The sequence below is a fragment of the Promicromonospora sp. MEB111 genome (assembly GCF_030209445.1).
Lineage (GTDB): Bacteria > Actinomycetota > Actinomycetes > Actinomycetales > Cellulomonadaceae > Promicromonospora.
This window is the reverse complement of record NZ_JARVSD010000018.1, coordinates 219,884-232,450: the sequence shown is the minus strand read 5'-3', so window position 1 is coordinate 232,450 and position 12,567 is coordinate 219,884. Positions and strand designations below refer to the sequence as shown.

The following is a 12,567-nucleotide window of genomic DNA, read 5'->3' as shown; positions in this document are numbered from 1 at the left end:
GGGTCGGCGATGAGCGGGGTGCTGCTCGGGTTCGCGATCGTGCTCGTGCTGGTGGGTGTGGGGTTCGTGGCCGCCTGGGCGCTGCCCGGCGAGGCGCGCGCCATGCAGCGCGGTATCGCACCGCTGGTGTACTACATCACCAACCCGGCGCTGATGTTCCTGCTCATGTCCGACGCCGACCTGGGCGCCGTGCTGCGAACCTACACGCCCATCGCGCTGATCACCGCCGCGGCCACGGGGCTGCTGTACGCGGTGGTCGCGGGCGGGCTGCTGCGGCGGCCCGCCGGGCCGGTCGCGGCCGGTGCGATGGCGAGCTCGTACGTGAACGCGGGCAACATCGGCGTGCCGATCGCGCTGTACGCGGTGGGCACCGCCGCCCCGGTGGTGTCGGTGCTCATCGCGCAGCTCCTCGTGGTCGCGCCGGTGTACATGTCGGTGTTCGCGTGGTGCCGGCACCGGGCGGGGCGGGCGGGCCGGTTCGTCGACCCCGACGGCGCGGGCGACGCGGGTGCGGTCGAGGCCGCCGACGTCGAGAGCGCCGCCGCGGCCCGCTCGCTCGGCGCCACCCTCGCCCGGTCGCTCGCCAACCCGGTGACGGTCGCGACGGGGCTCGGGCTGCTGGCCGCGGCGTTCTCCGTGGACCTGCCCGCGGTACTCGGGCAGCCGGTCGAGATGCTCGGCCACGCCTCGGTGCCGCTGCTCCTGCTGCTGTTCGGCATGTCGCTGCGGGGGCAGCGGCCGCTGGGCCGCGAGGCGCGGGCCGAGGTGGTGCTGGGCACCGTGCTCAAGACCCTGGCCATGCCGGCGCTCGCGTGGGTGGTCGGCCGGTTCCTGTTCGGGCTGGACGGCCTGGACCTGCTGGGGGTCGTGCTGATGGCCGCGCTGCCCACGGCGCAGAACGTGTTCCTGTTCGCGGGTCACTTCCGCCTGGCGACGACGCCGGTCCGCGACATCACGCTGGTGAGCATGCTGCTGGCGCTGCCGGTGTCGCTGGTGATCACGGTGCTGCTGGGCTGACGACGCAGGTTCTACGACCGGCGTCGGCGGGGCCTGCGATCGTCCCGGACGCCGAACCGCCGCGCGCGCGAGAAGGTCGAGAACTGCTGACGGAGGCCCCCGAACATCACCGCCTCGGCAAGGCAGACTCCGACGACCAGAGCCCAGAGGGGCGACGGGCGCGCGATACCGACCGTGTCCCACGGCCCGCCGGCCGCAGCGACGGCCGTGACCAGGATGACGGCGAAGCCGATCATCCCCGCGAGCAGGATCGGCACGAACACGATGCTCCACCGCACCTCGGTACGGGTCGGTGCCGTGTCCTGCTCGGACGGTGATCCCATGATCTGCCTCTCCCCGGAGCCGCGAGCGCTCTCTCTCGCCGCAGGACACCTTACGAGACGGATCGCCCGGATTCAGCCCCGGGTGATCCCACCCAGCAGGTTGCCCACCAGCGCGTCGGCGAAGGCCTCGGTGACCGGTTCGTCGGGCACCAGCAGCCGGTGGTAGACGGCGCCCCAGAGCTGGTCGACCACCACCTGCACGTCGACGTCGTCCCGGATCTGCCCCAGCTCCTGCGCCGCGCGCAGCCGGTCCCCCGCGAGGCGCCGCCGCTCGGAGGAGTACAGCGTCCGGTAGGCCACGGCAAGGTCCTGGTCGGTCTGGGACTGCCCGATCAGCTCCGTGAGGAGCCGGCCCGCGGGCGTGGTGGTCATCAGGTGCACGAACGCGCGGAGCTGGTCGCGCAGGTCGGTGCGGATGTCACCCGTGTCGGGGAAGGCGAGCGTGTGCTCCACCGCGTGGAAGTAGCCGTCCAGGGCGAGCGCCCCCCTGGAGGGCCACCACTTGTAGAGCGTCGTCTTGCTGACGCCGGACAGGCGCGCGACCCGCTCGAACGTCAGGTCGGCGATGCCGTCGGCCAGCAGCACCTCGCCGACGGCCCGCAGCACGTCGGCGCGCACCTCGTCGGCCGGCCGCCGCCCACGCCCCCGGCTGCGCGCCTCGGGCCGCTCGGCGGCGGACGCCGTCGCCTGGTTCGTCATGTCCCCTCCTCCTGAGCTCCCGCGAGTCTAGGTGGCCTCGCGTCGCCGACCTGCTCGATCGGCAGGGTGTCGGGTGATCGGCAGCTCGGACTGCCGATCACCTGACCTGCTACCGATCACCCTGCTCAGCCCCGTCCCCGCCCCGCACCGTGAGCAGGTCCGGCAGGCCGACCCGGTCGAGGAACTCGCGACGGGTCCGGTCTGCGAGGTCCGAGACCACCTCGGAGCCGTCGTCGGCCGGGTCGATGTGCACCCGGTACGGCCGCTGCCCGGCGGGCAGGGCCACGATGCGGGCGATCTCGTCGGAGACCAGCGACACGTCGGCGTCGGGCGCCAGGGCCGCGAGCTTCTCCGCGACCTGACCCATCAGCCCGGCGTACCGGGTCTCGTAGTCGGCCTCCACCGCGGTGTCGGCCGGGTGGCCCGCGTGCGCGAAGTGGTTGGTGCCGCTCGTGAACGAGCCCGGCACCACGATCGACGTCTCCACGCCCCAGCGGGCCAGCTCCGCGGCGTACGACACCGCGAGGGAGTCCATGCCCGCCTTGGCCGCGAAGTAGGGCGCCAGGTACGGCGGGGTGCCGCCCTTGACGCTGGAGCTGGAGACCCAGATCACGAGTCCCGCGCCGCGGCGGCGCATGCCGGGCAGGACCGCCCGGTTCACGCGCTGGGTGGACAGCACGTTGACGTCGTAGAGCTGCGCGAGCTGCTCCGGGGTGAACGCCTCGGCCGGGCCGACGACCATGTGCCCGGCGTTGTGGATCAGCACGTCCACCTGCCCGTGCTCGGCCTCGATCTGCTCGACGGCGCGGTCGACCGACTCCTGCGAGCTCACGTCGAGCTCGACCGGCCGCAGGTCCGCCCCGTGCGCGGCCGCCCACTCCCGCGCGGCGTCGACCTGCGGCGCGTTGCGCCCCTCGGTCTGCCGCATGCCCGCGTAGACGGTGTGGCCCGCGGCGGCCAGGGCCCGCGCCGTGAGGGCTCCGAACCCGCTCGACGCTCCGGTGATGACGACGACGGCGCTCATGCCAGGCCTCCGTTGGTGTAGATGACCTGTCCGTTGACCCACCGTGCGGGGCCGGCCAGGAAGGCGACCGTCTCGGCGATGTCCTCGGGCTGGCCGAGGCGCTCGAGGGGCACGGCGTTCGCCAGGTTCTGGATGGTCTGCTCGTCCTTGCCGTCCAGGAAGAGCGGGGTGGCCGTGGGGCCGGGCGCCACCACGTTGACGGTGATGTCCTTGCCGCGCAGCTCGCGGGCCAGGATCAGCGTCATGCCCTCGACGGCGGCCTTGCTGGCCACGTACGCGGCGTAGGCCGGGAACTGGGCCCGCACCACCGACGTCGAGAAGTTGATCAGGGCGCCGCCTGCGCGCAGCCGGTTCGCGGCGAGCTGGGCCACGACGAACGTGCCGCGGATGTTGGTGCGGTGCATGCGGTCGAGGTCGGCCAGGTCGAAGCTCGCGACCGGGCCGAGCAGCATGATGCCGGCCGTGTTGACCACGACGTCGACGCCGCCGAACGCCGCCTCGGTCGCGTCGAACGCGGCGGCCATCGCGACCTCGTCCGCGACGTCCCCGCCGACGGCGATCGCCTGGCCGCCGGCGGTCTGGACCTCGGCGACGACCTCGTCGGCCCGGGCCTGGTTGCCCGCGTAGTGCACGGCGACGGCGTAGCCGTCCGCCGCGAGCCGCCCGACGACGGCGCGGCCGATGCCGCCGGACCCGCCGGTGACGAGCGCGACACGCGTGGTGCCGGTGCTGCTGGTCTCGGTACTGGTGCTCATGGGGTGCTCCCTGGTCTCGATGTGGACTGTGCGTCCATATAAACACAGAAGTGCACGCGCCGTCCATATATTCCCGCACACCGGTCCCGGAGCGAACGGCAAGAGGTCCGCCTCCAGCTGGCGATCCCGCATGCTCCGAGGTCGGAGAACACGCCTGATCGCCTGCTGGAGGCGGACCTGGTCGGACGGCGGCCGGGGTACCCCCAGAGTTCCCCGGCCGTCGTCGGTCCTTGGTCGGGCGCCCTCAGACGCCCGTCGGCTCCGGCACCCGCGGGCGCGAGCCGCGCGTACGGTCGGCGTCGTCGCCGGCGTCCGTCTCCGACGCCTCGGACGGGGCGTCGTCCGGCGCGTGCAGGTCGTCCGCCGCGCTCTCGTCGAACGGGAGCGAGCCGGACAGCACCTGGGTCACGCGGTCGCGGTCGATCTCCTTGGTCCAGGTGCCGATGACGACGGTGGCCACGGCGTTGCCCGTGAAGTTGGTCAGGGCCCGCGCCTCGGACATGAAGCGGTCGATACCCACCACGATGCCCACGCCGTCGACCAGGTCGGGGCGGTAGGTCTGCAGGCCGCCCGCGAGCGTCGCCAGGCCGGCGCCGGTGACCCCGGCGGCGCCCTTCGAGGCGATGATCATGAAGGCGAGCATGCCGATCTGCTCGGGCACGGACAGCGGCGTGCCCATGGCGGAGGCGATGAAGAGCGACGCCATGGTCAGGTAGATGGCCGTGCCGTCCAGGTTGAACGAGTACCCGGTCGGCACCGTGATGCCGACGACCGGCTTGGACACGCCCAGGTGCTCCATCTTGGCGATGAGGCGCGGCAGGGCCGCCTCGGACGAAGAGGTGCTGACGATCAGCAGGTACTCCCGCGCCAGGTACTTCATGAGCGAGAAGATGTTCACGCGGGCCACGAACCAGAGCACGGCGCCCAGCACCACCGCGATGAACACGATGCAGGTCAGGTAGAAGCCGAGCATCAGGGTGCCCAGGGCGACGACGGCGCCCCAGCCGGTCTCGCCGACGACGCCGGCGATGGCGCCGAACGCGCCCACGGGGGCCACCCACAGGATCATCGTCAGCACGCGGAACACGATCGCCTGGACCATGCGGACGGCGTCGAGCGCGGGCTTGCCGCGGGCGCCGAGCTGCTGGATGGCGAAGCCGACGAGCAGCGCCACGAACAGCGTCTGCAGCACGGACTCACCGGTCAGCGGAGAGACGAGCGTGGTGGGGATGATGCCGAGCACGAAGTCGACCAGGCCGGCGGCCTCGCCCTCCGCCTCGTAGCTGGCGTCCGCGATGTTGAGGCCCTCGCCCGGGTGCAGCACGTTGCCGACGACCAGGCCGATGAACAGCGCGAACGTGGACATCACAAGGAAGTAGAGCAGCGCCAGACCGCCGACCCGGCCCACGGTGGCGGCCTTCGCGATCGAACCGATGCCCAGCACGATGGTGCAGAAGATGACGGGCGAGATCATCATCTTGATCAGGGCGACGAACCCGGTGCCGAGCGGCTTCAGCGCCACTCCGGTCTCCGGGGAGGCCAGGCCCACGATGACGCCGGCGACGACGGCGACGATCACCGCGATGTACAGGTAGTGACTCTTGTCGAGCCGGCGGCGCGGGGTGGTCCCGGCGCCGGCGGGCTGCGTTACCGCCATGGTGTGTTCCTCTCACAACGCTGTGTGGTCAGCGACAAGAGTGCTGGCCAGGGCGGCGAACCCCACCATTGCGTACATAGTGTTCTCACGGCGGTCGGAGCAGCGGCGCGGGCGGTCCACAATGGACCCCGTGGCGCAGCGACGGGGTGCGAGTATCGCGAGGTGGTTCCTCGCCGTACACACGGCGCTGCTGTTCGCCGGGGCGGTCATCGTGTTCGGGCTGCTGGCGCTGGACGCCCGGTCCTCGGCCGAGACGCACGCCGCGAAGGAGAGCACCGACCTGGCGGCCACGGTCGCGGCGGAGTCGCTCGTGATCGACACCGTGGCGCGGGCGCACGAGACGCTGGGCACGGACCGCGCGGGCGCCGTCGCCGAGGCCTCCGGACTGCTGCAGCCGTACGCCGAGCGGGTCATGGCCACCACCGACATCGACTACCTGACCGTCATGGACGCCGACCGGACCCGCTACACACACCGCAACACGTGGCAGATCGGCCGCCCGTTCGTCGGCACCACCGCACCGGCCCTGCGCGGCGAGACGTTCACCGAGGTCTACGACGGCACCCTCGGTCCGTCGGTGCGCGCGGTGGTTCCGGTCGTGACGGACGACGGCGAGGTGGTGGGCATGGTCTCCGCGGGGGTCACGCTCGACCGGCTGTGGGACAGCATCGTGCCGCGACTGGTGGTGGTCGGCGTCGGCACGCTCCTGGCGTTCGGCACGGGCGCCGTCGCCGCGACGATCCTGGCCCGCCGGCTGGACCGGATCACGGAGAGCAAGGGCCCGGACGAGCTGGCGCACCTGTTCACCGCGCACGAGGCGGTGCTGCACTCCGTCGAGGAGGGCATGCTGCTGGTCGAGGACGGCGCCGTGGTGCTGGCCAACGACGAGGCGCTGCGGCTGCTCGACGTCCCGGACCTGACGGCGCCGTTCGCCGTCGACGATCCGCGCCTGTCCCCCGCCGTGCACGACGTGCTGGTCGGCACCGCGCCGGAGGGCCCGGTCCGCGTGGGCGACCGCGTGCTGCTCGTGGGCCGCGACACCGCGGCGGCCGCGGGGCGCAACGTCGGCGAGGTCGTGTCCCTGCGCGACCGCACCGAGCTGCAGCGCGTCACCGGCGAGCTGTCGTCGGTGCGCACCATCTCGGAGGCGCTGCGCGCCCAGACCCACGAGTTCAGCAACCGCCTGCACACCATCGCGACCCTCATCGAGCTGGGCCGCAGCGACGAGGCGCTGCGGTTCATCGCCGGCGAGACGGACCTGGGCCAGCGGCTCACCGACCGCGTGGTCCAGGCGATCGAGGAGCCCGTCATCGCCGCGCTCGTGCTGGGCAAGGCCGCCCAGGCCCGCGAGCGCGCCGTCGAGATGCACTTCGAGACGCACCTGACGCCGGGGACGCACTGGCTGGAGCCGGTGGACGTGGTGACGATCCTGGGCAACCTGATCGACAACGCGATCGACGCCGCGGCGGCCCGCGCGCTCGACGGGGCGGACGAGGCGTGGGTCGAGACCTACCTCGCCAACGGCGACGACGGCTCGCTCGTCTTCCAGGTCTCCGACAGCGGGGCCGGCATCGCCGACGCCGACCTCGGTCACATCTTCGACCAGGGCTGGAGCACCAAGGACGCCGCGGCGGGCGGGCGCGGCTACGGCCTGGCGCTGGTGCGCCAGGTGGTCGAGAGCCTCGGCGGCGACGTCGAGCTGACCCGCGGGGCGGGCACCGGCGCGGTCTTCACGGTCACGCTCCCCCGCCCCGAGGGGGCCGCGCCGGGCGGCCCGCCGGACGACGGCGCCGCCGTCGTACCGCCCGCCCTGGCCGGACGCGCTGGACCCGCCGGGCCGCCTGTCACGGGCGGCCGCGGGTGATCCGGGTCCTGGTCGTGGAGGACGACCACCGCACCGCCGACGCGCACGGCGAGTACGTGCGCCGCGTGGACGGGTTCGAGCTGGCCGGGGTGGTGCACACGGCGGGCGAGACCGTCCGGGCGCTGCGCGACGCGCAGGCCGCGGGGCAGGAGGTGCACCTGCTCCTGCTGGACATGAACCTGCCCGACCGGCACGGTCTGGTGCTGTGCCGCCAGCTGCGCGCGGCGGGCCTGGTGGTGGACGTGATCGCCGTGACGGCGGCGCGCGAGCTGGAGGTGGTGCGCGAGGCGGTGGCCGTCGGCGTGGTGCAGTACCTCATCAAGCCGTTCGCGTTCGGGCTGTTCGCCGAGAAGCTCGGGGCGTACCGCAAGTACTTCGAGCAGATGCGCTCGCCCGTCTCGACGATGAGCCAGCGTGAGGTGGACACCGCGTTCGCGGCGCTGCGCACGTCGAACGCCGCCGGGCTGCCCAAGGGGCTGTCCCAGGACACGTTGGACGCGGTGTCCGACCTGCTCGCCCGGGCGCCGGGCCCGCTGTCGGCGAGCGAGGTGGCCGACGAGCTGCACCTGGCACGGATCACGGCCCGCCGGTACCTGGAGTTCCTCGCGGACCGCGGCGTCGCCAGCCGCGCGCCCCGGTACGGGACCCGCGGGCGGCCGGAGCTGGAGTACGCGCGCCTGCGTGCCGATTCCCTTTGAGGCCCGGGTTTCTCCGCTTTGACGGGCGTCAAAGCGGAGAAACCCGGGCCTCAAAGGTGACTGAGAAGGTCAGCGCCCGACGGCGGCCGTGAGGCGGTCGATGAAGTCGCGCTCACCGGCGGTGACCAGCACGCGCTTGCTGAAGAAGCCGCCCTCCTTGGTGCCCGCGGCCTCGGCGACCTCCTCCGCGATCCGCAGGATCCAGTCGGCGTAGGCCTCGACGTCGGCGGCGTCGGCGCGCTCGCGGAGCACCTTGACGGAGGCACCGGTCAGCTCGACCGCGCGGGCCGTCTCGCCCTCGGGATCGGGGCGCGTGCCCTCCGTGGCCGCGCGCTCGGTGGCGGCGGCAGCGGCGGCGACCCCGACCTGCGAGGCGGGGTTCCGGGCGGCTTCCGCCTCGGCCGCGTCCTGCTCCCCCAGGCGGGCGCGCATCGCGACCGCCACCTCGCGGACGAAGTCGTTCTCGTGCTCCTGCGCCTCCCGGAACACCTTGGCCCCCGACGCCATCTCCTTGAAGAACTGGATCGCCCCCGGCTGGCCGTCGGCGAGGGTCGCGCCCTTCAGCACGGCACCCGGCGCGTCCAGGATCTGGGCGAGCTCGTTGTCACTGAAGTCGGACAGGTTCGTCATGCGCACGCTCTCTGTTGGGGTCGAGTCCTCGGGCAACGCATCAACATACTGTGCGGTTCCCGTGCCGCGCGCCCCCTTCTCGCAGGTCAGGCCCCGCGCTGAGCCGCGGGCCCCGGCCCACGCCGGGCGGCACCTCAGTCCCGCACCGCCGCCGCGTACCGGCCCGCCAGCTCCCGGGTCGCCGCCACGAGCTCGGGCGGCCCCACCACCTCGAACGGCACGCCGTAGACGCTGAGCCGCCCGGCCAGGCCGGCCCAGGACCACGAGCCGAGCACCGCGCGGCACCGGGGCTCGCCGTCCACGTCGGGCAGGGGCTCGCACAGCCCGTGGCCGCCGATCCACGGCGCGATGTCGGCGGCCCGCGCGTGCAGCACCACCTCGCCGCGCACCGGCGAGCGGGACCCGGTGATCCGCGGCCCGACGAACGCGGCCACGTCGCCGCCGGGCACATCCCGCGGCGCGAACCGCGGCCCGGTGCCGGATCGGAGCGTCAGCCGGTCCACCCGGAACAGCCGCCAGTCGTCGCGGTCGAGGTCGAACGCGACGAGGTACCAGCGCCCCTCCGACGTCACGAGGTGGTGCGGCTCGACGCGGCGCGGCGGCCGGAACGCGGCGTCGCCCTCCCCGACGGTGGCCATGGTGCCGCCCGCGTAGTCGAACCGCACCACCTCGCGGGCCTGGCAGGCCGAGCCGAGCGCCAGCAGCAGGTCCGGGTCCACGGCCGGTTCCTCGGGCCCCGGCCGGCGCCGCACGGTGGTCACCTCGAGCGCGTCCAGGCGCGCACGCAGGCGAGCCGGCATGACCTGGCGGATGGTCGCCAGCGCCCGCAGGGCACCCTCCTCGGCCCCGGGGATGGCCCCGGTGCGCAGCGCGACGGCGACGGCGACCGCCTGCTCGTCGTCGAACAGCAGCGGGGGCAGCTCGGCCCCGGCGTCGAGGCGGTAGCCGCCGTCGGGCCCCTTGGTGGCGTTGACGGGATAGCCCAGCTCGCGCAGCCGGTCGACGTCGCGCCGCACCGTGCGCGCGCTGACGCCCAGCCGCTCGGCGAGGAGCGCGCCGGGCCAGTCCCGGCGGGCCTGGAGCAGCGACAGGAGGGCGAGGAGGCGTCCGGAGGTCTCGAGCACGAATCCAGGATCGCATGCGGTAGAGGCCAGGATCTGACCTCTACCTCGGGAAGGCTGAGGGGGTACCGCAGAGCAGGACCGACCGAACGCACGGACCGCAAGAAGGAGACATCGTGATCCGCACCCGAGCACTCACCAAGGACTTCGTGGTGAGCCGCACCCGCACCGTCCACGCCGTGCGTGGCATCTCGCTGGACGTCGAGCCGGGCGAGCTGGTGGCCGTGCTCGGCCCCAACGGAGCCGGCAAGACCACGACGCTGCGCATGCTGACCACCCTCATCGAGCCCACGTCCGGCACGGCCGAGGTCGCCGGGTACGACGTCACCGACCGCCCTGGCCGGGTCCGCGCGGCCATCGGCTACGTGGGCCAGGGCGGCGCGGGCGGCGCCGCCCAGCACGTCCGCGACGAGCTCGTCACGCAGGGCGAGATCTACGGCCTGGACCGCCGCAGGGCCCGGGTCCGCGCGGCCGAGCTGTTGGAGGCCCTGGACCTGACCGAGCAGGCCGACCGCAAGGTCGAGAGCCTCTCGGGCGGGCAGAAGCGCCGCCTCGACGTGGCCGTCGGCCTGGTCCACCGGCCGCCGCTGCTGTTCCTCGACGAGCCGTCGACCGGGCTGGACCCGCACAACCGCGCCAACCTCTGGGACCACATCCTGCGGATGCGCACCGCGGCGCCCGAGCCGATGACCATCGTGCTGACCACCCACTACCTCGACGAGGCGGACACGTTCGCCGAGCGCGTCATCGTCGTGGACCACGGGCAGGTCATCGCCGACGACACCGCCGACGCCCTGAAGGCCGAGCTGGCGGGCGACCTGGTGACCCTGCGGGTCCCCGCCGAGCACGCGGCGGCCCTCGCGACGATCGCCGAGCGCGCGCCCGGCACCCGGTCGGTCCGCGTGGCCGACGGCGGGGTGCGAGCCCAGGCGGCCGGGCGCGCGCCCGGCGTCGAGCAGACCGTCGAGATCCGCACCGCGGACGGGCCCGGCGCCGCGCCGGGCCTGCTGCGCGCCGCCGACGCGGCCGGCGTCGACGTGCGCCGCGTCGACGTCGCGCGACCCACGCTCGACGACGTCTTCCTCGGCCTCACCGGCCGCAGCCTGCGGGAGACCGGCGTCGACGGCGCCGCACCCGACCCGGACGAGCCCACGAACGCCCCCACCTCCGCGACGACCAAGAAGGAGGTCCCGGCATGAGCGCCGCGACCCTGACCCCCGCCCCGCAGGCCTCCACGGAGCGCCCGCTCGCGCACCGCAGCTTCGTGCGCGACACCCGGATCGTGCTGCTCCGCGAGCTGCGCCCGGTGGCGCGCGACCCGTTCTCGCTCCTGTTCGGGCTCATCCAGCCGCTCGTGTTCCTCGGGCTGTTCGGCCCGCTGCTGGTCGGCTCGGCCGGCGCGACCCTCGGCGCCGACGTCTGGCTGTGGTTCGTACCCGCCGTGCTGGCGATGACCACGCTGTTCGGCAGCTCGGTGACCGGCTCCAACCTGCAGCTCGACATCTCCTCCGGGGTGCACGAGCGGATGCTGGTGACCCCGCTGTCCCGGCCGGCGCAGCTCGTGGGCCGCGCCCTGAAGGAGATGGTGCCGGTCCTGGCCCAGTCCGCGGTGGTGCTGCTCGTGATGCTGCCGTTCGGCCTGCGCCCGAACCCGCTCGGCGCGGTGCTCACGCTGCTGCAGCTCGCCGTGCTGGGCATCGGCGTCGGCGCCCTGTCGTACTCGCTGGCGCTCGCGGTGCGCAAGCAGGAGTGGATGTTCTGGGTGGTGCAGCAGACCGTGCTGTTCCCGGTCATGCTGCTCTCGGGCATGCTGCTGCCGCTGGAGACCGGGCCGGCGTGGATGCGCGCCATCTCCACGGTCAACCCGCTGCGCTACGTCGTCGACTCGGGCCGCGCCGCCTTCGCGGGCGACCTGGCCTCCTCGGCCGTCGCATGGGGCTGGGTGGCGGCGGTGGTCACGGCGGCCGTGGGCCTCACGGTGGGGGTCCGGGCCATGATCCGCTCGGCCGACTGACCGCCCTCGTCCCGGCTGCCGGATCTCCTTCGAGGCCCGAGTTTCTCCGCTTTGACGCCGCTCAAAGCGGAGAAACTCGGGCCTCGAAGCGGATCGGGCCAACCCGGACCCGCCCCGCGCGGCACAATGACCCCGTGCCCACGACACCGGACGACCGCACCGCAGCCCTGCGCCGGATCGTGCTGGTCGTCGCGGCCCTCAACCTCGCCTACTTCTTCGTCGAGCTCACCGTGGCGCTCGCCGCCGGCTCGGTCGCGCTGCTCGCCGACAGCGTCGACTTCCTCGAGGACACGGCGATCAACCTGCTGATCCTCGTCGCGCTGAGCTGGCCGCTCGCCCGGCGGGCGGTCATGGGCAAGGTCATGGCCCTGATCATCCTGGGGCCCGCGGCGGTGGCGGCCTGGCAGGCCGTGGGCCGGTTCGCCGGGCCGACGGCGCCCGACGTCGGCCCGCTGGTCGTCGCCTCGCTCGGTGCGATCGTCGTCAACGGGGTCAGCGCGTGGCTGCTCGCCCGGACCCACCACCACGGCGGGGCGCTGGGCCGGGCGGCGTTCCTGTCGGCCCGCAACGACGTGCTCGTGAACGTCGCGATCATCGCCATGGGCCTGCTCACCGCATGGACGGGCTCCGGCTGGCCCGACCTGGTCCTGGGCTGCGTCATCATCCTCCTGGCCGTCCACGCCGCCCACGAGGTCTGGGAGGCGAGCGAGGACGACCGCCTGGCCGCCCGGGCGACGGCCGGCGAACGGATCGGCTGACCGGGCC

13 protein-coding genes are annotated in these 12,567 nt (G+C 73.6%); 6 read left to right on the top strand and 7 right to left on the bottom strand.

Annotation, left to right across the window (positions count from 1 at the left end; genetic code table 11):
- Positions 1-9 precede the first annotated feature (9 nt).
- On the top strand, positions 10-1,017 hold the full coding sequence (locus tag QRN56_RS22330; RefSeq protein ID WP_285106963.1) for an AEC family transporter: 1,008 nt from the start codon (positions 10-12) through the stop codon (positions 1,015-1,017).
- An 11-nt stretch (positions 1,018-1,028) separates the two neighbouring features.
- Here the strand turns inward: QRN56_RS22330 and QRN56_RS22325 are convergent, their stop codons facing one another.
- The 5 genes from QRN56_RS22325 to QRN56_RS22305 form a co-directional block, all read right to left on the bottom strand.
- Entirely contained in the window at positions 1,029-1,340 is a 312-nt protein-coding gene (locus QRN56_RS22325; RefSeq protein ID WP_285106961.1) for a hypothetical protein, read from the bottom strand.
- A 72-nt stretch (positions 1,341-1,412) separates the two neighbouring features.
- Positions 1,413-2,039, bottom strand: coding sequence for a TetR-like C-terminal domain-containing protein (locus QRN56_RS22320; protein WP_121381955.1), 627 nt, complete (start codon positions 2,037-2,039; stop codon positions 1,413-1,415).
- 109 nt (positions 2,040-2,148) lie between these two features.
- Entirely contained in the window at positions 2,149-3,063 is a 915-nt protein-coding gene (locus QRN56_RS22315; RefSeq protein WP_285106959.1) for an SDR family oxidoreductase, read from the bottom strand.
- Complete coding sequence (locus QRN56_RS22310; RefSeq protein ID WP_285106957.1) at positions 3,060-3,818, bottom strand: SDR family oxidoreductase; 759 nt, start codon at positions 3,816-3,818, stop codon at positions 3,060-3,062. The genes QRN56_RS22315 and QRN56_RS22310 overlap by 4 nt, the downstream gene beginning before the upstream one ends.
- A 244-nt stretch (positions 3,819-4,062) precedes the next feature.
- The gene (locus QRN56_RS22305) at positions 4,063-5,475 is read right to left on the bottom strand and encodes a cation:dicarboxylate symporter family transporter (protein ID WP_285106955.1); all 1,413 of its coding nucleotides are present in this window, start codon (positions 5,473-5,475) and stop codon (positions 4,063-4,065) included.
- A gap of 130 nt (positions 5,476-5,605) precedes the next feature.
- On the opposite strand from QRN56_RS22305, the gene QRN56_RS22300 reads away from it, so the two are divergent.
- Together QRN56_RS22300 and QRN56_RS22295 are read left to right on the top strand one after the other, a co-directional pair.
- Positions 5,606-7,339: a sensor histidine kinase gene (locus QRN56_RS22300; RefSeq protein WP_285106953.1), complete on the top strand. Its 1,734-nt coding sequence runs from the start codon at positions 5,606-5,608 to the stop codon at positions 7,337-7,339.
- The gene (locus QRN56_RS22295; protein WP_285106952.1) at positions 7,336-8,037 is read left to right on the top strand and encodes a response regulator; all 702 of its coding nucleotides are present in this window, start codon (positions 7,336-7,338) and stop codon (positions 8,035-8,037) included. Before QRN56_RS22300 ends, QRN56_RS22295 begins: the two co-directional genes overlap by 4 nt.
- Positions 8,038-8,106: 69 nt before the next feature.
- On the opposite strand, the gene QRN56_RS22290 is transcribed toward QRN56_RS22295, so the two are convergent.
- The gene (locus QRN56_RS22290; protein ID WP_285106949.1) at positions 8,107-8,667 is read right to left on the bottom strand and encodes a hypothetical protein; all 561 of its coding nucleotides are present in this window, start codon (positions 8,665-8,667) and stop codon (positions 8,107-8,109) included.
- A gap of 134 nt (positions 8,668-8,801) precedes the next feature.
- On the bottom strand, positions 8,802-9,791 hold the full coding sequence (locus tag QRN56_RS22285; protein WP_285106947.1) for a helix-turn-helix transcriptional regulator: 990 nt from the start codon (positions 9,789-9,791) through the stop codon (positions 8,802-8,804).
- A 113-nt stretch (positions 9,792-9,904) separates the two neighbouring features.
- Between QRN56_RS22285 and QRN56_RS22280 the strand changes: the two genes are divergently transcribed.
- From QRN56_RS22280 to QRN56_RS22270, 3 genes are all read left to right on the top strand, one after another.
- Positions 9,905-10,987, top strand: a complete 1,083-nt coding sequence (locus QRN56_RS22280; RefSeq protein WP_285106946.1) for an ATP-binding cassette domain-containing protein — start codon at positions 9,905-9,907, stop codon at positions 10,985-10,987.
- Entirely contained in the window at positions 10,984-11,802 is an 819-nt protein-coding gene (locus QRN56_RS22275) for an ABC transporter permease (protein ID WP_285106944.1), read from the top strand. The genes QRN56_RS22280 and QRN56_RS22275 overlap by 4 nt, the downstream gene beginning before the upstream one ends.
- Positions 11,803-11,936: 134 nt before the next feature.
- Complete coding sequence (locus QRN56_RS22270) at positions 11,937-12,560, top strand: cation efflux transmembrane domain-containing protein (RefSeq protein WP_285106942.1); 624 nt, start codon at positions 11,937-11,939, stop codon at positions 12,558-12,560.
- Positions 12,561-12,567 lie beyond the last annotated feature (7 nt).